Raw genomic sequence first — 25,512 nt, forward strand, 5'->3', positions numbered from 1 at the left:
CCGAAATTCATACATTCATTAGGAAGAGAAGTGGAGGCTAAACAGATGAGCAATAATGGCATACATAGCGGCGAACGCCCTTTTTATCTGTTTCTCTTTTCAGCCAAGACCCGGGAGGGCCTGATTCGGAGACTTGCGGATCTAAAAGAGTGGATCAAGGAAGAGGCGGACGCCAGTACGGATGTCGGAAATATCGCCTACACGTTATCCGTCGGCAGAAGCCACTTTCCCGAGCGGGCGGCCGTGATTGCCGGCGATCTGCAGGAGCTGGAAACGGAGCTGCTGCGCACCCTGGAGGCGCTTGCTGCAGATACTGGCAGTGCCTCCCGCGTGCTGCGGCGAAGCCAGAACGGGCGTGAGGATCAGCGAAGGCTGGACGGGATTATGGTGAAAAAAACAAACGGGGCTCCAGTCTCCCGGCAAGCGCTGGATGAGGCCGCAGGACTGTATATGGAAAGCTGCATTTGCAGCTGGAACGTCATGTACTGCGATCGCCAATATAACAAAACACCGCTGCCTACCTATCCGTTTCAGAAACACAAGTATTGGCTGGAGCTGAACACGGCAGCGCCTTTAGCCGCAACAGGAGGCGCTGCGGTACAAGCGATAGGCCCGGTACTGGATAGCAACCAGTCTACGGTGCATGAGCAGTGTTTTGCGAAAAAGCTGACCGGCACAGAGTTCTACCTGAACGATCATATCGTATCCGGCCATAAGCTGCTTCCGGGTGTGGTCCAGCTGGAGATGGCCTTGTCCGCTGCGGCCGCTTCCCTGCCGGGTACAACGGTCCGCGGGATAACCGATGTTGTCTGGGCTTACCCGATTCAACTGGAAGACGGCGAAGCCGCTAAGACTGTGCAGGTGCGCCTGTATCCGGGGGAAGCGGAAGCTGAACTAGATTATGAGATTACAAGCCTGTCCGAAGGAAATACGGTCGTTCATAGCCAGGGCAGTATCAGTTACACAGCGGAAGAACCGTCTGGTAATCTGCTGGACACCTTGGATATTACCGCGCTAAGCCAAGGGAAGACGCGCGTCAGCGGAACCCAAATCTATGACAAGTTCAGACAACATCAGTTGCTGCTCGGCCCGTCCTTTCAGTCGATAACCGAAATGTTTGCCGGGGAGACAGAAGCGTTAGCTTTCATCGAACTGCCTGCACATTTGCGCGAAGGCTTCAAGGAATATACGCTGCATCCCACCGTGGTTGACGGAGTACTGGAAGCGGTCATCGGGCTGGTCAGCTCTCAGGAAGAACTGGAGGATGCGGTGGCACTGCCGTATTCTTTTGACAAGCTGGAAATCTTCGGGAGCCTGCCGGCGAGCTGTGTATCCTATGTGAAAAAGCTGGAGTCCGCCAATAGCGGCGGTGACCAGGAGTTCGATGTCGTGCTGGCCGACGGGCAGGGCCGGGTCCTGTTGAAGTTCACCCGCTTTGTACTGAAGGTCTTCCATCAGGGAAGACAGCAGAGCACGGAGGAGATGAGCTTTGCCTACGAGTGGAAGGAAAACGGTACGGCTCTTCCGCCACAAGGAAATATTCAAGGTGATGTGCTCTTATTTACCGGGCAGTCTGAGCTATATAAGGAATTTGCCAAGGCCAAAAGCAAGGCCGGTCAGGGCCAGTTAATTATTGTGGAAGCCGGTGCAGAGTACCATCAGGACGGAGAAACGCATTACCGGATTAACCCGGAGCAGCCGGCCGATTATACCCGCTTGATTCGTGAATTGAAGAACAGAGGCTGTACGCTGGAGACCATCGTGTATGAACAGCCGGAGGTCGCTGCTGCTTCTGCCGGGGCAGCTGCCGCCGGAGCTTATCTGCACCAGCTGTATCTGGCCCAGTCGCTGATGGCTGGCCAGGAAAACCGGCATACCCGGGTGATCCAGTTATGCCGGGGCGGGGAGAAAGAGGCTGTACCACCGGAGCTTGGAGCACTGAGAGGATTCAACAAAACACTCAGGCTGGAGCATTCCAAACTGCATTTCAGCACGCTGTTCACCGGACAAGCCAGCACGGAGGAGATATACCGGATGGTTGCCGCCGAGGTCCAATCGGCTGACGATGAAGTGCTGTACCAGCAGGACAGAAGGTATGTTCATGCACTGAAGGAGATTGCACTGCCTGAGAAGGAAAGCGTGCAGGATATCCTCCGTCCTCAGGGCGTGTACCTCATTACTGGCGGACTGGGCAAGCTGGGGCTGATTGTGGCGGAGCATCTTGCCGGGCAGGTTCAGGCCAGGCTTGTGCTGATCGGCCGATCAGCACTTCAGCCGGGGCAGGAACAGCAAATCGCCCGTCTGCAGAAGCTCGGGGCAGAAGTGCTGTACGTGCAGGCGGATATTTCGCAGGAACAGGCAGCAGCAGCGGCTGTTGCCGAAGCAAGGAGCCGGTTCGGCAGCCTGCATGGCATCATTCATGCGGCGGGAGTCACCCGCGATGCACTTATCCAGGTGAAGGATGCGGAGCAGGCCGGCGAAGTGCTTGAGGCAAAGGTCCAGGGGCTGATCTATCTCGACCAGGCAACGCAGGAGGATAAGCTGGATTTCATAGCGGCATTCTCCTCAATAGCTGCAGTGACGGGAAATACCGGGCAGAGCGATTACGCGTATGCCAATGCTTTTATGGACGAATATATGCTGTCCCGACATGCCTTGGTGCGATCGGGTCACAGATACGGAAAGTCCATCTCCATCAATTGGCCGCTCTGGAAAGAAGGGGGGATGCAGGTAGAGGAACAGACTCTCTTGTTCTTCCGGAATACCGTGGGTCTGAAACCGCTGGAGACTGCGGCAGGACTGGGCTATTTCGAGGCAATCCTGAACGGGAATGTATCACAAATATTGCCGCTTCAGGCAAATCGCAAGAAAATCAGCAGCATTCTGGGCCTGGAAGCTGCGGTTTCCGGTACAGCTATAACCGGAGAAGGAGCCGGTCACCCGGTGAATCTGGCAGCCGACTTACTGGAACAGACACAGCAAGCCATCACCGGAGTCATCAGCCGCTTGATGAAGCTGGATGAAGCTGTGATCCATCCCGATCAGGATTTGGGCGAATACGGAATGAGTTCCATTACGTTCACGGATGCGGCGGGTGCGGTCAATGATACGTTCCAGGTGCGGATGACACCGGCGGTCTTTTTTGAATATCCGACGGTCCGTGCATTATCTGCCCATCTGGCAGAGAGCTATCCGGACGAATTGGTTGAATATTTCAGTCAAGGAGCCGCGCAGGCAGCTGTAGCCTCTGTTGATTATGGGCCGGTTAAGGCGGGGACCTCCGGTACGAAGGCCAGACAAGGGTGGAAGGTGCCTCAGCCGGAGCCAGCCGGAGCCGTCAAACGCGAACCGGTTGCCATTATCGGGATCAGTGGAGCTATGCCTGAGTCGAGGGATCTGGAGATATTCTGGGAGCAGCTGCGGCAGCAGAAGGATCTGATCTCGGAGATTCCCGGCGACCGCTGGGATATTCAGGAACTGAACCGGCTGAAGGGCCGCGGCCCGGACAAGCCGATCTCCGGCTGGGGCGGCTTCATGAAGGACATCGACAAGTTTGACCCGGGCTTCTTCGGCATTAACCCGCGTGAAGCCGATCTGATGGACCCGCAGCAGCGGATATTCCTGGAAACCGTGTGGTCTACCCTTGAGGATGCCGGATATAAGGCTTCGGCGCTGTCAGGCAAGAAGGTGGGGCTGTTCGTTGGGGTCTCTACGAATGATTACAGCACTCTTCTGCAGGACAACGATATCGAGATAGAGGCTTATTCTTCCACAGGCAGCTCTCACTGCGTACTCGCCAACCGGATTTCTTACCTGCTCAATTTCCGCGGCCCAAGCGAGCCGATTGATACAGCCTGCTCCAGTTCCCTGGTGGCCGTGCACCGGGCGGTGGAGAGTATTCAGAACGGCGACTGCGAACAGGCGATTGCCGGCGGTGTGAACGTGATTGCCGCTCCAACCCTGCACATCTCCTTCAGCCGGGCAGGCATGCTGTCACCGGACGGACGCTGCAAAACCTTCGATCAAAGCGCTAACGGCTATGTGCGCGGAGAAGGTACAGGAGCCGTTCTTCTGAAGCCGTTAAGCCAGGCCGAAGCAGACGGGGATTATATTTATGCGGTTATCAAAGGAACGGCGATCAACCATGGCGGCAAGGTCAGCTCGCTGACGGTGCCGAATCCGAAGGCGCAGGCTGAGGTGCTGGTGGAAGCCTATGATAAAGCCGGTATTTCCCCGGATACTATCGGTTATATCGAAGCGCATGGCACCGGTACCAGCCTGGGAGACCCGGTGGAGATCAATGCGCTGAAAAGTGCTTTTAAGGAGCTGTATCACAGACACGGAATCCTGGTGAGCCGGGAGCAGTATTGCGGACTAGGTGCGGTTAAGACTAATATCGGCCACCTGGAGGCCGCCGCAGGTATTGCCGGAGTCCTGAAGGTTGTGCTGGCGATGAAGCATAAGACCTTACCGGGCAACGTTCACTTTAACCAGCTGAATCCGTATATCGAGCTTGAGCATTCACCTTTTTATATCGTGGAGAAGACGCAGGAATGGACAGCGCTTGAAGGTGTGCCAAGACGGGCAGGGGTCAGCTCCTTCGGCTTCGGCGGAGTGAACGCCCATGTGGTATTGGAGGATTATACGCCTGCAGCCGCCAGCGATTCTTCCGGTTCTGGTTCCGGTTCCGGGCAATCCGGGGAGTCGGGGCAGGGGAACGTGATTATCCTGTCTGCCAAGACCAAGCCCCAGCTTCAGCAAAAAATGCAACAGCTTCTCAGCTACCTGACGCTTCATGGTGATAAGGAAGAGCTTACACTGCATAACATCGCCTTCACGCTGCAGACAGGAAGAGAGGAAATGGCGGAGCGGATGGCTTTTGCCGCCTCCGGCAAGGAGGAGCTGGTGAACATTCTGCGCAGCTGCCTCGCCGGGCAGGAACAAGTATATGCAGTGTGCTACGGTCAGGTATCCGCACAGCCTGCGGCAACGACTTCGCTAACTGTCAAAGCGGGGAATCAAATACCGGCGCAGCCGTTTACAGCCCTGGAGCTTTCGGAGCTGGCGGAACAATGGACCTCCGGAGAGGCGGTGGACTGGAGCCGCCTGTATGTGAACCGGAAGGGCAGACGCATTCCGCTGCCGGTGTATCCTTTTGCCAGAGAAATCTGCTGGGTCCGTAAAAATACACGCCGTATCGCTCCCAAGCTGTCGTCCGCAGAAACGGCTGCCACCGTACTCCATCCGATGGTTGACAGCAATGTCTCCACTATGGAAGAGGAGAAATTCCGAACGGTGCTGCGGCTGGATCAGTTTTTTGTGAAGGATCACGTGGTCGGCGGCAAGGTTCTGTTGCCTGGTGTAGCCTATCTGGAGATGGTAAGAGCCGCTGCCGCTTTGGCGGGAATCACCCCGGTAACGGGGCTGAAGGATGTCAGATGGATTAAGGCCGTGGAGCTGGAGGAAGACCGGAAGGTAATTTACACCTCTTTCCGGCTTGTTGAATCAGGAGAGCTGGAATACCGGGTGTTCAGTGAAGCCGGGGATCAGCGCGTTATGCACTCCTCGGGGATTATTTTGCAGGAGACACCGGCTTCCGCCCAAACGCTGGAGATTGCGAAGATCAAGGAGAGAAGTACATCCACCTTCGATCATGCACAGTGTTATGACCATATCTTCAAGGGCGTCGGCTTCGATTATGGCCCTGCTTTCCGGGTGACGAAGACTGCTTACTGCTCTGTACAGGAAGGCTTGTCCGAAATTTCTCTGCCACAGCATCTTGAGGCGGATTACGCCGACTATGTGCTGCATCCGTCGATCATCGACGGTGCGGTGCGGTCGCTCTCATGGGCAGGAAGACGCAGCGATGAGGACTTGACGCTCCGGGTGCCGTTCGCCCTGGACCGTATGGAGCTGGTCGGTGAGGTTCCCCGGCAGTGCTACGCCTATGCGAAGCCTGCAGAGGGGGCAACCGGCACGGATGATGAGGGAACGCGGAAGTATGATATCCGGATTACCGACATGGAAGGCCAAGAGGTTGTGCGGCTGTTCGGTTTCTCGATTAAGCAGTACGCATCAGCCAAAGGAGCCGCACCCGTGCAAGCTGCCGGTTTATCGCTGTATGCGTCGGAATGGATAGAGGCTGGTCTGCCGCAGGAATCCGCTGCGCTGTCCTCTATTATAGTGTTCGGCTCAGCGGCTTTGGCCGTTTCTATCCGTGAGCAGGCTACGCAGCAAGGCTTGGCGCCAGACCGCTGCATTCAGGTTCAGGCAGGGGCCGAATATGCCCGGCTGAGCAGCACAGAGTATGTGATCAACCCGGGACAGGCAGCGGATTACCTCCGGTTACTGGAAGCTTTGAACACTCAGGGCGTGGAGCTACAGCATATTGTGCATGGCTGGAATGTGAATGGCGGTGCCGGGGCTGGGGCTGCGCTGGAAGATAAGGGAAGTCTGCAAGAAGGGCTGGCTGAATTTCTGGAGGCGCAAATGGATCAAGGGCTGTATTCACTGCTGCATCTCTTGCAGGCGGCGGCAGCATCGAAGCCGAAGTCCAGAATCAGATGCTTATATGCCTATGACAGTGCAGAACATGTGCTGACGCCGCTGAATGAAATGGCTGCCGGATTGGCCCATTCAATCTCTGCCGATCATCCGTTGTTCCAATTGAGTCTTGTTCAGCTAAATGCAGAGGCCCCGGCAGAAGCCGCAGATCGGTTGGTCCAAGAATTACTGCCGCCGCAGCTTGCCGGCGGGACAGAAATCAGATACGACGGCGGAGCACGTTATCTGCGGAAGCTCCTTCCGCAGCCCATGCTTCACCAGGCCGGAGAATCCAGGTTCATCAGAGGCGGTGTCTATATTATTACCGGCGGCACCGGAGCACTCGGCATGCTGGTGGCAGCTGAATTGGCCGCTACGGTTCAAGCCAGGCTGGTGCTGGCCGGAAGGCAGCCGGTGGATGCGGCCATTCAGGTGAAGCTGGAGCATTTGGCGGGACTTGGCGCAGAAGCGGTCTACCTTCAGGCAGATGTTGCCGACATGGATAGCGCAGTCCGGTTAATCGGACAAGCCAAAGCTCGCTTCGGCGGGATTAACGGCATCCTTCATTGTGCCGGAATCGGCGAGACGGTGAAGGCAGCGGAGAGCAGCAAAGCCGGCTTTGCCCGTATTCTCGGCCCCAAAGTCAGCGGGACCCTGAATCTGGATCTGGCCAGCAAGGATGAAGCGCTGGATTTGTTCATCCTGTTCTCGTCCACCTCTGCACAGATCGGGGATATGGGAGCGGGCAGCTATGCGGCTGCCAATAGCTTCTTGGACCGCTTTGCCGTCTATCGTGACCGTCTTGCCGCACAGCATCAGCGGCAGGGCAAGACCGTATCCATCAACTGGCCGCTCTGGCAGGATGGAAGATATCAGGTTGCTGCAGTCCAGCAGCAGGTGCTGGCCGATTATTATGGCATGCACCTGCTTGACAGCAGAGCAGGGCTGAATATTCTGGAGGCTGTGCTGAAAGAGGAAGCCGTGCAGGTCTTCGTCGGCTACGGCGATCCGCACAAAATCGCACGTGCTCTCGGTATAAGCGGAGCAGGTCAAACTGGTCAAGCTGGTCAGGCGGCCACAGCGGCGCAGTCAGCAAGCAGCAGCGTTGACAGCGGGGACCTGCTGGTACGGACGCAGGCTTATCTTGTCAGCCTGCTTGCCAAGACTCTGGGCATCTCTAGGGACCGGATCGGCCAGGCTTCGCCGCTGGATGCCTTTGGTCTGGATTCGATCATGATTCTGGAGCTGAATGAGTCGCTCCAGCGCGATTTCAGCGGACTGCGGACCACATTATTTTACGAATATAACACGGTAGAATCGCTTGCCGGTTACTTCACCGGGCATTACGGAGCCCAGCTTGCTTCCCTATTGAAGCTTGAGCAGCTGCAGAACCCGGAGGCGTTGAAGACGCCGGTACAATTGTCGTTAGACCCGCAGGCTGCGGCCTATACAGCACCGCAGGGCGGACGCTTCCTGCCGAAGGCAGGGGAGGCAGTACCGCCGGTAAGAAACGCGGTGAACAATGGCGGTATGGATATCGCGGTCATCGGCATGGATGGCAGATTCCCGATGGCGGGCAATATCTCCGAGCTGTGGGATAACCTGAGGGACGGCCGGGACTGCATTACCGAAATTCCCGCTGACCGCTGGGATTACACGCGGGACTACGATGCGGAGAAGGGCAAGAAGGGGAAAATTTACACCAAATACGGCGGTTTTATCGACGATGTGGACAAATTCGATCCGTTATTCTTCCAAATGACACCGCGGGATGCCCAGTTGACGGACCCGCAGGAACGGTTGTTTCTGGAATGCGCCTACCACACCGTCGAGGATGCCGGATACACCAGGGAGAAGCTCGCCCGTTCTAAGGTCGGAGTTTTTGTCGGCGTCATGTATGGCCATTATCAGCTTATCGGCACGGAAGGCTACGCCTCAGGCAATCTGGTTGCGCCTAACTCGTCCTTCGCGTCCATCGCCAACAGGGTGTCGTACTTGTTCAACTTCCAGGGGCCGAGCATGGCGGTTGATACCATGTGCTCCTCCTCGCTGACCGCGATTCATCTGGCCTGCGAGAGTATCCGCAGCGGTGAGAGCGAGGCTGCGCTTGCCGGAGGCGTCAATGTGACGATCCACCGCAACAAATACGTGTTCCTGTGCAGCCAGCGTTTCGCCTCGAGCGAAGGCAAATGCCGGGCCTTCGGCGAAGGCGGAGACGGTTATGTAGCCAGTGAAGGCGTGGGCGCAGTTCTGCTCAAGCCGCTCAGCAAGGCCATAGAAGACGGAGATCATATCTACGGTGTCATCAAGGGAACGGCAGTGAATTCCGGCGGCAAAACCAGCGGCTACACCGTGCCGAATCCGGGTGCCCAGGCTGCGGCTATTGCCGAGGCCCTCCGCAAGTCGGGCGTGCATCCCAGAACAATCACCAGTCTCGAAGCGCATGGCACCGGGACCTCCCTGGGCGACCCGATTGAAATTGCCGGACTGTCCAAGGCCTTCGGCCAGTACACGGACGAGAAGCAGTTCTGCTCGATCAGCTCGGTCAAATCGAATATCGGACACCTGGAATCTGCCGCCGGGATTGCCTCAGTAGCCAAGGTTATGCTGCAGATGAAGCACCGGATGCTCGCACCGTCGATTCATACGGAGGAACTGAACAGCGGCATCCATTTTGAGGATACGCCATTCTATGTGCAGCGCAGCCTGGACCGCTGGGAGCAAGCTCCGGGCAGCGGAGAGATACGCAGAGCCGGCATCAGCTCCTTCGGGGCAGGCGGAGCGAACGTGCACCTGATTGCCGAAGAATACGTACCGGCACAGGCTGCTGCAGAAATCGCCGGAAGCACGCTGATCGTATTGTCCGCCAAGAACCGGGAACGTCTCATGGAGAAGATTCATGAGCTGCACCGTTTCCTGGAAGCACCGCTTCCGGGAGAATACACACTGGCAAATATCGCCTACACGCTGAGCACAGGCCGGGAGGAAATGGAGGAACGACTGGCCTTTGCCGCCTCGACAATGGATGAACTGAAGTCAGCCCTGCAAGCTATTGCGGCAGGTATTGTCCACGAAGGGGTACACCAAGGCAATTCGGCGGCGGCGCTAACGAACGGAGCCGCCATTCTCGGAAATGACCCCGAGGACATTGCTTATATCGCCGCGCTGGCCCGCAGGAATCAGCTGGAACGGATCGCGAAGCTATGGGTCCTCGGCACGCCGATTGACTGGAGTCTGCTCTTTGCAGGCTATAAGCCGCAGAAGGTTTCCCTGCCGCTGTATCCTTTTGCCAGAGAACGATATTGGCTGGAGAACACGGGAAGCAGCACGGGAACAGCTGTAACAGCAGCGAACGGACAAGCAGGGAACGGGCTAATGCCTGAAGGGCTGCTCGCCCTGCACCCGCTGCATCCATTGGTGGATGTCAATATCTCCACACTGCGCGAGCAGCGGTTCCGCAAGCGGCTCTCTGTCGAGCAGTTCTACCTGCGGGATCATATCGTTGCGGAGCAGATGCTGCTGCCCGGTGTCGCTTACATTGAGATGGCCAGAGCTGCAGGTGAAATCGCCGCCGAAGCCACGGTCAGCGCGGTCCGGGACATTGTCTGGCTGAAGCCGGTGGTGATGACAGAGGATTCCATGGACCTGGATATCGTTCTGGAGCCTGAAGGGGAGGCTGTGCATTATGAAATCTTCAGTAATGCCCGGAGCGGCAAGGTTGTTCATTCCAGAGGCGTTCTGGAATTCGCTGAGGTGCCTGCATCCCGGAGAAGCCGGAGCCTAGACCTGGATGGAATCAAGGGCCGCTGCCCGGGCCGCAAGGATAAATACGAATGCTACAAGCATGTATTCAAAGGAATTGGCTTCGATTACGGTCCTTCCTTCCAGGTGACAGAAGAGGTGCTAAGCGGAAAGGAAGAGACGCTGGCCCGCTTGTCCCTGAACGAGGCCTACAGAGCCGCATTGCCTGAATTTGTACTTCACCCGGCGTTATTCGACGGGGCGGTACGCTCGGTGGCCGCAGGCAGGGATGAAGCAGGCAGAGCCACGCACATTCCTTTCTCGATGGGGAACATCGGGATATTCGCACCGATTCCTGCCGACTGCTATGTATACACCCGGGTGAAGGAGCAACCGGGAGAGAACAACCAGGGACTGAACATTTTTGATATTGCCATTCTCGACCTGGACGGCCATGAAGTGGTCAGAATCGAGGATTTCATCGTCCGGCCGTTTGCCGGGAAGCCGGAAGGCCGTCGCCCGGAGGAGGAGATATTCTACTATACTCCGGTCTATGAGAATGAGGCGCTTGTCCCGGTAATGGGCGCAGAGCGGCGGAATGTTCTAATCTTTGGCGAACCGGCTGGCGGCGGGGGCAACGGTGATAAGGATGCCACTTATCCTCCGCTCCATATGTTGCCAAGCGGAGCAGACGGCTGCGTCTGGATTACACCACATACGGAATACCGGCCACGTCAGGGAAATCATATAGCGATTAACCCGCAGAGGGAAGCGGATTATGTGAGACTGCTGCAGGAGCTGCGGGAGAGCGGCTTTGACGCCACCCATGTCCTGCATCAGTGGGCAGGAACGGCAGCGCCGCTGCCGCTGACTGCGCTAAGTGATGACATGATCCAGCCTGTGCTGACACAGATGCTGGAGAACGGCGTATTTTCCGTCGTCTCACTGTTCAAAGCCTTCGTCCAGGTATACGGACAGCAGCCGCTGAAGCTGCTGTTCATCTACCGGACAGACCAGGGAGCCTTCTCGGCTCCTCATGAACTGCTTGCCAGCTTCGCGAAGTCGATTGTAACGCTGCACCATAAGTTCCAGATTGCCAGCGTATCGGCGGATGACCATACAATCAGCGGTGCGGGCTTCCAGGAAAGACTTTATCAAGAGCTGTTTTCTTCAGAGAACACAGGTCATGCGGATATCCGTTATACCGGAGGACAGCGGCAGGTGCGGAAGATCAGACCGCTGGAGCATGGCGGCAGGAAGCCGGCTGCTGCATCCCCCGTGACTTTTAAAGAGAACGGTGTGTATCTGATTCCGGGCGGTACAGGCGCGCTGGGCATGATTTTTGCCAGATATCTTGCCCGCACTTACCGGGCCACCGTTATTTGCACCGGCAGACAGCCGGCAAGTGAGCGGACGGATGTCTTCATGGCGGAGCTGGGGCGGCTTGGAGGAGAGGGCCGTTATCTTCAGGGCGATATCGCAAGCGCCGGGGATGTGAAGAAGATCATGGGCAGCATCAAGAACGAGTTCGGCGTGCTTGACGGTATCATCCATTGTGCAGGCCAGGGCGGATCAGTACCAGTAACGGAAACGGACCGCGCGGCAGGCCGGGAGATCATGAATTCCAAGGTAAAAGGCTTGATCCACCTGGACCTGTTCAGTACGGATTTTGATCTCGGTTTTCTGATCCTCTTTTCCTCCATTTCGGTGGAGTTGGGTGATCTGGGCGTTGGTTATTATGCCATGGCCAACAGCTTCATGGACCGTTATGCACAGCTTAGAAATGAATCAGTGTCACAAGGGAAGCGCAAGGGCCGGACGATTTCGGTCAATTGGCCGCTGTGGAAGGACGGGGGATTTGAAATTCCCGAGAGTGAGTCGGCGTTCTATTCCAGCTACCTGGGCATGAGCATGATGGATGAGGATACGGGCATCCGGGCTTTTGAAGCCATCTGCCAGGCGGGCAGCGGCAATATCATAGTTGCTGCAGGGAACAAGCCCAAGATTGATCATGCGTTCAAGCTGGAAAAAAACACACCGGTGCAAGAAGTTCCGCTAGAGGACAAGGAGGCCATTGTTGACCTGCTGACCCGGCTGCAGGCCGGAGAGATGAGCGAAGCGGAAGTGGAACAGTGGATGGGGGGCCTACGATGAGTGACGCAAACCTGGAAATGGGCAGAATTCTGGAGCAGATCAAGCGGGGAGAGATAGACCCCGAGCAGGGCTATATGCTGATCCGGCAGCTGAAAAGCCAGCCCGCAGTGCCAGCAGACACCAAGCGGACAACCGGATCAAATGCAGACGCACAGGGAGGTCAAGGGCTGCATGACTATGCTGTCCAGTATTTGAAGGGGCTGCTCTCGCAGGTCATCGGTCTGGAGACAGACCGGATCAATGCGGGGCAGAGCCTGGAGGAGTACGGGGTGGATTCGGTGGCGATTATGGAGATCAACTCGCTGCTGGACAAGGATTTTCCTAATCTTCCGAAGACGCTGATGTTCGAATATGGTAACTTGGCTGAGCTTGCCGGGTATTTTGTACAGAATCAGCGGGAGCTGTTGGAAGGGCAGGCCGGCTACCGGCAGACCCGCGAGAATTACCAGACGGCTAAGCCCGCCGTACCGGCGGCAGACCTTGCACCGGTCCAGAAGAAGACTGATGAACCTTCGAAGAAATACAGATCCTTCGTGACGCCCGGTAAGAGCCGGGACCAGGCAGAGGAGCAGGCTCATCCGGCAAAGGACGAGGGGATTGCGATCATTGGCATCAGCGGCGCTTTTCCGGGTGCCCGCAATCTGGATGAATTCTGGAATAATCTGAAGAACGGTGTAGACTGCATTTCCGAGATTCCGCCGCAGCGGTGGGATCACAGCCGATTCTACGATCCGGAGAAAGGCAAGAAAGGCAAAGTGTACAGCAAGTGGGGCGGTTTTATCGACGAATATAACTGCTTTGATCCGCTGTTTTTTCAGCTGACGCCAAGGGATGCGGAGCAGCTAGACCCGCAGGAGCGCCTATTCCTCGAGAGTGCACACAGCGCTATTGAGGATGGCGGCTATACCCGGCAATCCCTGTGGAACAGTAAGACAGGTGTGTTCGTCGGCGTCATGTACGGCCACTACCAATTGTACGGAGCGGAGGAGACCGCCAAGGGAAATACTCTGACACTCAGCTCGTCGTATGCCTCCATCGCCAACCGGGTGTCCTATTTCTTTAATTGGAACGGGCCCAGCATTGCGCTGGATACGATGTGTTCCTCGTCGCTTACCGCGCTGCATCTCGCCTGCGAGAGCATTTACCGGGGAGACAGCGAGATTGCGATCGCGGGGGGAGTGAATGTCACCATTCACCCGGATAAGTATCTGTTCCTCTGCAATCAGCGGTTCGCCTCGAGTGAAGGCAAATGCCGCGCCTTCGGCAGCGGCGGAGACGGGTATGTGCCCGGCGAAGGGGTGGGTGCACTGCTGCTGAAGCCGCTCGCCAAAGCAATGGAGGACGGAGACAACATCTATGGGGTGATCCGGGGAACCTCGATTAACCATGGCGGCAAGACGAACGGCTACACCGTTCCCAATCCGAATGCGCAGTCGAATATTATCGCGGAGGCGCTGCGTAAATCGGGCGTCCATCCACGGCATATCAGCTATATGGAGGCACATGGAACGGGAACCGCGCTCGGTGATCCGATAGAGATCAGCGGCTTGACCAAAGCCTTCAGGACCCGGACGGCAGATAACCAGTACTGCGCGATCGGCTCGGTCAAAAGCAATGTCGGTCATCTGGAATCGGCGGCCGGGGTGGTCTCCATCATTAAGGTGCTGCTGCAAATGAAGCATAGGCAGCTTGTACCCTCGCTCCATTCCGAGGTGCTGAATCCGAATATTAACTTTGCGGAGACCCCTTTCTATGTTCAGCGCCGCCTGGAAGAGTGGAAGCCTGCCGTTATTGAAGAGGGAGGCGTGTCCAGGGAATGCCCGCGTTATGCGGCGGTAAGCTCATTCGGCGCAGGCGGCACGAACGTGCATGTCATCCTGGAGGAATACATGGGGAAGCCGGAAAGTGTCTTGTCCGCAACGCACATTGACCGCGGCTGCGGGCCGTACATCTTTATTTTATCCGCCAAAAACAAGGACCGGCTGAACGCTTATGCCAAGCATGTCCTTGATTACATTGATCTGCACACGGTGTGGCAGGGAAATGCGCCGGAAGAGATCAGCAGCACTGCACTTAGAAAATATGTGATCGCCGATATCACCGCCTGCTTCCTGCAATCGGCCCTCCTGCCTGCATACATCAGCGCCCAGGAGGCCATTGAGGAATACGGCCTGTCAAAAGAAGAGCTGATGGCTGCTGCGGACGCTCTTTATGAAGCCTATCCGGTCCGGCTGCCTATGGGCCTCCTGACGGGCAGTGCCACGATTGAAGGCATTGCCGGTCATCTGCTGGAGCAGCTGGGTTCAGCAGCCATTGCGGCCAGACATGGACTTGGAGCGGGAACGGCAGAATCAACGGAAGATGTGGAAAGCTCAATAGATACGAACCGAACGGCCACCTATGATTTTCGTCTGGAAGAGCTGATCTATACGCTTCAGGTTGGCCGGGAACCCATGGAAGAAAGACTGGCGATCGTGGTATCTGGTACGCAGGAGCTGAGGGAGAAGCTGAGCCAGTTTCTGGCCGGCAGCCGCAAAGTCTCCGAGGTCTATGCGGGAAATATCAGCTCCGGCAGCGAGATCCGCGATGTATTCACGGAAAGTGAGGAAGGGGAAGCCTTCCTGCTGTCCCTGGTGCAGTCCGGCAAGCTGAGCCAGCTCTGCAGATTGTGGGTTAGCGGGGTGAGCTTCAACTGGCAGCTGCTGTATGCACAGAGCAAGCCGGGCAGAATCTCTTTACCGACTTATCCGTTCGACCGGACACGCTACTGGTATAACTCTACGGAAGCCGCTGCAGCAGTATACAGCAGCAAACCCGCAGCCCTGGCGGCGGTCATCGATTCCAATGAATCTGTATTTGAGGAGCAATGCTACAAAAAAAGCTTAAGTGCAGCCGATGCCTACCTGCGCGATCATGTGGTCCAAGGCCGGATGGTGCTGCCGGGAGTGGTCTATCTCGAAATGGCCTGGCGGGCAGGGGCGCTCTCCAGCCGGGAGTGGAAGGTGCAGTCGGTTACCGATGTGAAATGGCGCAGAACGCTGGAGCTGCCGGCAGACAAGGATGTCCAGGACATCTTTGTGGGGCTGGTTGCCCAGGAAGACGGGATCGGAGCCAGCATCTATTCCCTGAACGGGAACGGACAAAGAGTACTGCACTGCACCTGTACGGTGAATTATACGGACGGTGAAGCCGAAGCCGCGGATGCGGATGCTGTGGATATTCCGCACATCCTCCAAACAGCCAGCCGCACCCTTTACCGCGAAGACTGTTATGAACTGTTCTCGGCTCACGGAATGAAATACGGCCCGAATCTGCGGACCATTGAAGCGGTATATACCGGGGATCACGGCACCTTGTCCAAGCTGACACTGCCGGTACACACGCAAATGCCGCTTCAGGAATATATCCTTCATCCCGGATTTGCTGACGGAGCGATGCAGACAGCATTGTATTCGGTGCTCAGCGGCCAGCGGCAGAATGGAACCTTTGTCCCGTTTGCCCTGCAGACTGTAGAGGTCTACAGACCGTTGACCCCTGTAAGCTATTGTCTGGTTGCGCCTGCTGCTCCTGCTTCTGCGAAGGAGCAGGGCATGCAGTTCGATTTGCTGCTGCTTGACAGCTCAGGTCTGCCGGTAGTGCGTTTCTCCTGTCTTTCGGGAAGAGATTTGACCTCTGCGGCGCAGAACACCAAGGCGGCGGAAGCAGATACGGGCGCTTCGGCCGGGACTGCGCTGCTGGATGAGATGCTGACCAAGCTGCTGAACGGAGAAGCCGGGGTAGATGAAGTTGAGAGAATGCTGGGGGGAATCTAAGTGAGATCAATTATTGAAAGGATCGCCAGCGGAGCCATCTCCAAGGAGGAAGGCCTCCGGCAGATTGAGGCGCTTAAGCGCTCGGATAAGCAAGTGCTCCTAACCTTCACCAAGACTTTGGCGGAACAGCCGCTTACAGACCTTAAAGGGGATACTCTCGGACATGTGCTCGTTCTGGCAGCCGATAGGGGGCTTGAGCCTAAGCTGCGCGGCCAGTTTGCCTCCTTGTTCCAGTCGCTTACGTTTGTGACGGCGGATGAAGCAGGCACCGGGGCGGAAACAGGTCAGGACAGGCTTCCTTTGCAGGATCAGGAGGATTATACACGGCTGCTGTCCGGCCTGGAGCGGCAGGGACGTTTTCCCGGCAGCATTCTTCATCTCCTGTCCCAGGAGGAAGTGGCCGATGGAGAGGCGGATGCTGCCATGGAGAGCGGCGTATATTCAATGTTTGCGCTGACCAAAGCCCTTCTGTCCTTCAAAAAACGCGCAAAGGTTAATATCCTGTTCCAATATAAACAAGCGGAGAATCACGCGGTGCATGCTGCACTGGACGGTTTTGTGAAAAGTGTCATGATCGAGAACCCCGGCCTGTTGTACAAGACGGTATCCACCGATCTGGGCCGCGAAGCTTTTGACCCGCAACTGCTGGAGCAGCTGCTGCTGGAGCTTGGCTCCATGCAGAACGGCCACCGGGAAATTCATTACCGGGGTTCCCGGCGGTATGTGCCGGTTCTTGAACGGTATACTGCTCCGGCAGATCACCTCCCTGTACGGCAGCAAAGTCCCGCAGCTCATCCGGTCTACCTCATCACAGGCGGTCTGGGTGCGCTCGGCTACACGCTGGCCCGCCATTTGGCAGATACCTGTTCAGCCAGCCTTATTCTAACCGGAAGAACGCCGCTGAACCGTGCGCTGGAAGAGAAGCTGCAGGCGCTGCACAGAAACGGTAATCAGGTGAGGTATGTCTGTGCTGACGTGGCAAGTCCAGCCGATACCCAGGCGCTGTTCTCCGAATTCAAAGCCAGCTTCCCCCGGCTTTATGGCATCCTGCACTGTGCCGGAATGACCAGCGATTCCTTCATCCTGCATAAGGAGCGGGAAGAGCTTGAACGGGTGCTGACCGCGAAAGTTGCCGGTACGCAGAACCTGTATGAGGCATTTGGGCAAGAGCCGCTGGAGTTCATGCTGCTGTTCTCCTCCATCTCCGCCGTGACCGGCAATGTGGGGCAATGCGATTATGCTTACGCCAACAGCTTCATGGACCATTTTGCCAATGAAAAAAGAGCCTCTGCCGGTGTAAACATCCTCTCCGTCAACTGGCCGCTGTGGCAGGAGGGCGGGATGATGACGACAGCGGACAGCCTGGACATTATGCGGAGGAACCTTGGGATATCGGTCCTGCCTACGGCCGAGGGACTGGATGCCTTCGATAAGCTCAGCTGCCATATGGCGGAGAATGCCTTAGTACTCTATGGCGATGCTGCACGGATAGAGCAAGCGGTAGAGGCAATCAATTATCCGCAGCAGGGGGACAAGTCAAGGGCTGACACAGCGGTTGCCGGTAGCGGAGCTGTATTATTGCCTGAAGCATCACCCGCTATATCTATAGATACGGAGGCGCTGAAGCAAGGCGCGGAGCAATATTTGAAGAGTATTTTCATCAAAGTCACCAAAATCCCGCCGCATGCGCTAGGCCTGGATGATTCGTTCGAGAAGATCGGCTTTGATTCCATTATGGCGATGAGCATCAACGAGGAGCTGGAGGCCAGCTTCGGCGAGCTTTCCAAAACGCTGTTGTTCGAATACCAGACGCTGCGGGAATTGAGCGAATATTTCACTGAGCAGCACAGGGAGGTACTCGCCGGTCTGATTGAGCCTCCTGCCGCCAAGAAGGCTGCCGTGCCGCCGCAAGGACTTCGTTCAGATGTGCGTCCGCAGCTCCCAGGCAAAACGCCTATTCCGCCTAAGCGGATTCAGCCTTCCGCAAACGCCGGGCAAGCTGCCAGGCAGCGGGACCGCAGCCGGGTGAATGAGGATATTGCGATCGTCGGCGTCAGCGGAAAATTCCCGATGTCCCCGGATCTGCAGGCCTTCTGGAATAACCTGCTTCAGGCGCAGGACTGCATTACCGAGATTCCCGCAGACCGCTGGAGCATTGACGAATATTACACTACCGATAAGAATCAGCTCGGCAAAATGTACTGCAAATGGGGCGGATTCCTTGACGATGTGGACCGCTTTGACGCTTTGTTCTTCAATATATCGCCCCGGGAAGCGGAGATTATGGACCCGCAGGAGCGGCTGTTCCTGGAGTGCGCCTACAGTGCCATTGAGGATGCCGGATATACACGTGATACGCTGGGCAGCCGCAAGGTCGGTGTTTTTGCCGGTGTGATGTATGGCCAGTATCAGCTCCTGGATGCCGAGATTGACGGCAATAAAATCGCCTTATCCTCCGTCTATGCGTCGATTGCCAACCGGGTGTCCTATCATCTCAACCTGAATGGACCGAGTATCGCACTGGATACGATGTGTTCCTCGTCGCTCACTTCGATCCATCTTGCCTGTGACAGCATCCGCAGGGGCGAGAGCGATTTTGCCATCGCTGGGGGCGTGAATGTCTCCATTCATCCCGATAAATACATATTCCTAAGCCAGCAGAAGTTCGCGGCCAGTGATGGGCGGTGCAGAAGCTTCGGTGAAGGCGGAGACGGATATGTTCCCGGGGAAGGCGTTGGCGCTGTTCTACTGAAAACGGTGGACCGGGCAGTACAGGATGGCGATCATATCTACGCCGTAATCAAAGCCAGCTCCATCAACCATGGCGGCAAAACCACAGGCTATACCGTGCCGAATCCGACCATGCAGGGTGCGGTGATCCAGGAGACCTTGCAGGCTGCTGGAATTCATCCGCGTACGGTCAATTATATTGAAGCCCATGGCACAGGAACCTCGCTCGGTGATCCGATTGAGGTCAGCGGACTGGTCAAGGCCTTCAAGGATGGGACAGGCGACAAGCAGTTTTGTGCCATCGGCTCAGTGAAGTCCAACATCGGACACTGCGAATCTGCAGCCGGGATCGCGGCCATCACCAAGGTGCTGCTGCAAATGAAGTACGGCGTGCTTGTTCCCTCGCTTCATTCCGAGGAGCTGAACGGCCACATTAACTTTGAGGAAACGCCTTTTTATGTGCAGCGGCAGGCGGGTCCGTGGGATCGTGTATCGCTGCCGGAAGGCGGAGTTCAGAAGGAATATCCGCGCCGGGCAGGGGTCAGCTCCTTTGGGGCAGGCGGAGCCAACGCGCATATTATTCTGGAGGAATATATCCCGGCCCCGCAGAGCAGCAGTCAAGACAGCAAAGGCAGCGGTGAGCCGCACATCATTGTCTTATCCGCCAGAGCAGAGGACCGGCTGAAGGCTTACGCGCTGAAGCTGGCACAGTATCTGGAGTTGCCTGAAGCGGAAGCGGCCAGTCTTAAGGACATTGCCTATACGCTGCAGGTGGGACGGGAGTCTTTTGCAGAGAGGCTGGCGATCATTGCCGGTTCGGTCTCCGAGCTCAAAGCGCTGCTGGACGAATTCAATCAGGGCCGATTACCGGGCGGCAAGGTATACCGTGGCAATGTCAAAGGCTTCAAGGATTATATCGAGCTGTTCAATGCGGGTCAGGCGGGAATCTCTTATGTAGACCTGCTGCTGGACGGCGGCAATACCGGTAAAATAGCCCAGCTCTGGTCCCTGGGATTGGATGTGGACTGGCGGAAGCTGTATGAATCAGACAGCTGTACAAGAGTTCCGCTGCCGACTTACCCCTTTGCCCGGAACCGTTATTGGGTCAGCGAGGTGAAGCGGCGGGAAATCCGCGTCCCGGCTCTGGTCCCGGAGACTGCTGGTATGGGAGAGCTGGTCGAGCATAATCTGTCCACCATCGACGGCTACCGTTTCTCTTCCCGGTCTGCGGTGATCAGCAGCTTCTATGAGCCCTACACCTGGCAGGGACAAGAATACATGAACGGCTTCGGGCTGCTGGCGTTTGCGCGGGAAGCACTGGAGCTGGCCGGTTACAAGCAGGAAGGGCTGCTGCTGGAGAATATGGCATGGTCGGGTCTGATAGACCGGCAGCAGCTTCCGCCGGCACTGGACATTCACATTTTCCCGAACAGGGGAACCGGAGCGGCCGAGATCCGGGTCGGTGAGCACGTTGTCTTTCAATGTGAGGCAGTTGAAGAGGCTAACCAGACCGTAGATGCAGTCTATGCAATGAAGGATATCCCGGAAGCAGGACAAGGGGAGCCGGTTCTGAAGCAGGCCCGGCAGGCACTACGCTTACTCTATGGCATTGAGTCCGGACTGAAGCATGTCACCGGCTTGCGGCAAGACAAGAACAGCTTGCTGGCCTTTGTTGATCTGGGGGAAGCTCCGGCAGCGGATTCCCTCTCCGCAGAGGCCGTGGATTCAGCCTGCCACACTCTGCTGGCCCTCGCTGCGCTGGAGCAGCCGCAGCATCCGGCGGTGCTGCATTCCATCCGCCAAATGTCATTCCGGCACAAGCCGCTGCAGCAATTCGTGATTCGTGCCGAGCACATTGCCGGGGATGAATACACACTGGCTGTATTAACCGGAGATGGGACAGTGATCTGGATAATGCAAGGCGTTCGTCTTGCCGCTCTTCAGGCACAGGAGGTACAGGAACGGGAAACCGTCCAGTATTACACCACCGCGTGGACCCCAAGTCCGCAGGAGACGGCCGGAAATCTGACCGGTGATGTGGTGCTGTTCCTGGATGATATACAGGAGCTGCCGCACTTCAAGCGCAGCTTCGCAGCGGGCGCAAGGCTGATCTTCGTCACCGCCGGGGAGCAATATGCCCAGCTTGGTGACAATCTCTACAGCTTGCGCTTTGACGACAAGCAGCATATTCATACGCTGCTGGAATCTCTACAGGCGCGGCGTGTAAGCCTGACGCAGATTATATATTTGGCAGCTTCGGCTGCAATGAAGCCGCGCGACAAGATGAATCACAGCGTATACCCGCTGCTGTTCCTGACCCAGGCGCTGATGGAGAGTAAGGCTGCGGCCGGCATCCGGCTGCTGTATGCCTTCAGGGAGACAGGGGATGCTGGCAGTCTGCTGGATGCCTCAATGGGCGGATTCATCAAGACGCTGCATCTGGAGAGCCCGAATTACAACTTCAAGACCGTCTCCCTGGCAGCTTCGCTGCCGCAGGAGGAGCTTCATTCCATTCTGGAACAAGAGCTGCTGCTGGACCCTGGGGAGCAAGAGGTTCAATACAGCAGCGCGGGCCGGTTCGTCAAGCGGCTCGTTCAAGCCGGAAGTGAAGCAAAGCCCGGCACTCCGGTGACCGTCAGAGCAAACGGTGTGTACATCATTACAGGTGGGCTTGGCGGGCTGGGGCGCGTGTTCGCCGCTTATTTGGCCGAAACGGCGCAGGCGCAGCTTGTCCTGACCGGCCGTTCGCCGCTGGACCGGGAGAAGGAGGAGAAGCTCGCGGCGCTCCGGGCGCACGGGGGTTCTGCCGAATACCTCGTTTCGGACGCCGCAGACGGGCAGGAAGCAGGGGAGCTTGTCGGCTATGTGAAGCAGAAATACGGCCGGATTGACGGCATTCTGCACTGTGCGGGGATTCACCGGGATGCTTTTATTCTGAACAAAGACCAGGCAGACTTTGACCAGGTCATCTCCTCCAAGATCCTCAGCACACTGAATCTGGATCAGGCTGCGCAGGAGGAGAAGCTGGATTTCATCCTGCTGTTCTCCTCCATTACAGGAGAGACAGGCAATCCCGGGCAGGCGGATTACGCCTATGCGAACAGCTTCATGAATGAATTCGCGGTCTACCATGAACGGCTGGCTGAAGCAGGTGCCCGGTCCGGGCGCACCTTCTCCGTGGCCTGGCCGCTGTGGGAAGCGGACGGCATGCAGCTGACCACGGAACAGCGGAGAATGCTGGAGCTGCAGACCGGCCTGACGCCGCTCCCTGTGCAGCAGGGCATCGCAGCTTTTGAATACTTGCTCCAGCAGGGCAATATCAATCCGCTGATTGTCGGATACGGTCAGCCGGAGCGCGTAAGCAGGCTGCTGGAACGGATTAACCGTGTTAATCCGGTGGAAGCGGAGATTCACCCGGAGGAGCTTGAAGATAGCAGCCTCTCTGGCACTGACTTGCTGGACCGGACGCTGCACTATCTGACGGAGCTGTTCAGCGGACTGCTTAAGCTTCAGCCGGAAGAGATTGATATTACCGCCGAATTTGAGGAATACGGCATTGAATCGGTGATGGTCGGCTATTTCAACGGCAAGCTGGAAGAGGATCTCGGCGAGATTTCCAAGACCCTGCTGTTTGAATACCAGACCCTTAAGAGCCTCGCTGCACATATGGTCAGCCGCTACACCGGTGCTTTGAACAAGCTGTTCCGCTCTCACGGTTCAGGCCGGGAGCTCCCGGAGCAGGCTGTTTCTTCTTCAACCGCTGATTTGGCTGGCCAGCCGGTAATCTCTGCCGCCCAGCCGCTGGTATGGAAAGAACTGACCTCCTTCGCGGGACAAGGCGGGCAAAGGGGTACAGCCCATGCGGCGGCCGGGAAGAGCGAGGAGATCGCAATTATCGGTCTAAGCGGGAAATATCCGCTGGCCGGAGATATTTACGAATTCTGGGATAATATCGCTGGCGGAAGAGACTGTATCCGCGAGATTCCCGCAGACCGTTGGGATTATAAGAAATATCTGGGCGGAAGCTTCGAGAAGGTGCAGGAAGGCAAAATGTACAGCAAGTGGGGCGGGTTCCTCGATGATGTGGACAAATTCGATCCGGCATTCTTTAATATTGCGCCGCGGGAAGCAGTGATCATGGACCCGCAGGAACGGATGTTTGCCGAGACGGTCTGGTCGGCTCTGGAGGATGCGGGCTATACCAAGAAGAAGCTGCAGCGGGACGGGGAGGAGCATGGCGCGAATATCGGCGTTTTTGCCGGAGCGACCACCTATTCGTACCAGCTGTGGGGACCGGAGGAATGGGAAAGGGGCAATCTTTCGGCCATGCCGAACGTGTCGCCATGGTCCATCGCCAACCGGATTTCCTATATGTTCAACTTCAGCGGTCCCAGTCTGGCGATAGACACCGCCTGCTCGTCGTCACTTGCGGCCATTCATGCGGCGTGCGAGAGCCTGAAGAACAAAGAATGCCGCCTTGCGGTAGCGGGCGGAGTGAACTTATATCTGCATCCTTATAAATATGTGCTGATGTGCCAGACCAAGATGCTGTCTCCGACGGGGAAATGCCACAGCTTCGGCGATGCCGCTGACGGCTTTGTCCCCGGCGAAGGGGTGGGGGCCGTTCTCTTAAAGCCTCTGAGCGAAGCGATTAAGGATAAAGACCATATCTATGGCGTGATTAAGGCGACCGGAATCAACCATGGCGGCAAGGTCAGCGGTTATACCGTTCCGAATCCGAATGCCCAGGTCAGCCTGATCTCCAAGGCGCTGAAGCAGGCGGGAGTGGATGCAAGCAGCCTCTCTTATGTCGAGGCGCACGGTACAGGGACCAAGCTGGGAGATCCCATCGAGATTAATGCGCTCAATCAGGTATTTGCTGAAGCGAATCCGCCCAAGCAGTCCTGCGCCATCGGTTCGGTCAAATCCAATATCGGCCACCTGGAAGCGGCAGCAGGCATTGCCTCCATTACGAAGGTGCTTCTGCAGATGAAACACCGGCAACTTGCCCCTTCCATCCATGCGGAGCAGACCAATGCCAATATTGATTTTGCCAATTCTTATTTCCGAGTACAGCATGAGCAGGCACCTTGGACGGTTGCCGGACCGGACGGCTCAGCCGTAAGGCGGGCCGGTGTCAGTTCCTTCGGGGCCGGTGGAACCAATGCCTATGTGCTTATTGAGGAATACACCGCTGAAGTCCAGGCGGGTGTGCCTTCGGCACAGCCTGGTTCCGGCAATGGACACAGCAGCGATGCTCAGGTCATCGTGCTGTCAGCCAAGACACCGTATTCCCTGAAGCAAATGGCTGTGAAGCTGCGCTCATTCCTGGAAGGCAATCCGGATACCGCGCTTGCGGATGCCGCATACACCTTACAGACCGGACGGGAAGAAATGACCTGCCGCCTGGCCTTTGCCTGTACCTGCATCACGGAACTACAGGCGAAGCTGGACAGCTATCTGGCCGGTGAGAACCTGGAAGACATCTATTCCGGCAAGGTATCCAAGCGGACGAAAGGGGCAGTGCTCACGGCCGGAGTTGCTGCAGAAGTGGCAGCTGAATGGGTGCAGGGGGCCGAGGTTGAGTGGCCGAAGCTGCATTCGGGTCAGGAGGTGCGGATTATACCGCTGCCGACCTATGCTTTTGAAAGAGAGCGTTACTGGATCACCCGGACCGAATCGCCGGCTTCCGCAAAGGGCGGGGAAGAACGCAAGCTCCATCCGCTGGTGGACCGCAACCTGTCCAGCTTCAGCAAGCAGCGGTACGAGACGGTCCTTCAGGCGTCTGATAGGAACAGCGGACTGGCGAATACAGCCTTTATCGAGCTGTTCCGCATCACCGCAGAGCTGTCACTGGAGTCCCCCTGCCATGTGATTGAGGATGTGATTTGGGGAGTGCAGCCGCAGCCTGGGGCGGCGGACAGCCTTATGACCTCCCTGTATGAAGCTGGAGCGCACATTGAATGTGAGACAGGCTATGACAACGAGCAAGGTGACTATGTTATTTGTGCCCAGGGTAAAGTCACAGCAGCTCCTTACAGACCTGCAGCCGCAGTAACGCCAATCCGTATGGCTGAACTGGGCTCGCCCGCTGCGTGGCCTGAGCCTAATACCACCGCCTTTCAGCATATTGAGACTATTCATGAGCTGCGGACCGGCGCACATCAGGCGGCAATCAGCGTTCGCCTTAAGGAAACTCTGGACTCCGCGCAGAACCGGGCGCTGCTTCACTATTCGGCTGTTGAAGAACTGCTGGGTTGCCTTGTGCGGCTGGCTGCACAGGCTGACCGGGTTGAATACCGCAAGCTGCTGAGATGTACGGTGCTCGGTCCGCTGACCCGGGATGTTCAGATACTCGCCCGGTGGCGGACGATGAGTGACGGGCTGACAGCAGTTGACATCTCGATCCTTGATCCGCAAGCGCGGGTTCTGATGACCATGGAAGAGCTGACCCTGAAGCTCACAGAAGCCCCAGTCTTAGACGCAGAACGGCCGGGAGTACCCGCAACCGTCTGAACAGGGCAAGCGCCAG

Annotated in this window: 3 protein-coding genes; all 3 read left to right on the forward strand. The window is 56.9% G+C overall.

Features of this window, described 5'->3' with window-relative positions:
* The first annotated feature begins 45 nt into the window (after positions 1–45).
* Genes MHI42_RS01305 through MHI42_RS01315 form a run of 3 tightly spaced genes read left to right on the forward strand, consistent with a single transcriptional unit; the run spans position 46 to position 25,496 of the window.
* Positions 46–12,438, forward strand: a complete 12,393-nt coding sequence (locus tag MHI42_RS01305) for an SDR family NAD(P)-dependent oxidoreductase (protein WP_342422455.1) — start codon at positions 46–48, stop codon at positions 12,436–12,438.
* The gene (locus tag MHI42_RS01310; protein WP_342422456.1) at positions 12,435–16,250 is read left to right on the forward strand and encodes a beta-ketoacyl synthase N-terminal-like domain-containing protein; all 3,816 of its coding nucleotides are present in this window, start codon (positions 12,435–12,437) and stop codon (positions 16,248–16,250) included. Before MHI42_RS01305 ends, MHI42_RS01310 begins: the two co-directional genes overlap by 4 nt.
* Positions 16,251–25,496: an SDR family NAD(P)-dependent oxidoreductase gene (locus tag MHI42_RS01315; protein WP_342422457.1), complete on the forward strand. Its 9,246-nt coding sequence runs from the start codon at positions 16,251–16,253 to the stop codon at positions 25,494–25,496. It abuts the gene before it with no gap.
* Positions 25,497–25,512 lie beyond the last annotated feature (16 nt).

The sequence above is a fragment of the Paenibacillus sp. FSL E2-0178 genome, assembly GCF_038593005.1.
In the GTDB taxonomy this organism is placed as follows: domain Bacteria; phylum Bacillota; class Bacilli; order Paenibacillales; family Paenibacillaceae; genus Paenibacillus_AQ; species Paenibacillus_AQ phytohabitans.

Coding starts and splice junctions, on each gene's coding strand:
- MHI42_RS01310 (WP_342422456.1), top strand. CDS start 12,435: ATGAGTGACGCAAACCTGGAAATGGGCAGAATTCTGGAGCAGATCAAG.
- MHI42_RS01305 (WP_342422455.1), top strand. CDS start 46: ATGAGCAATAATGGCATACATAGCGGCGAACGCCCTTTTTATCTGTTT.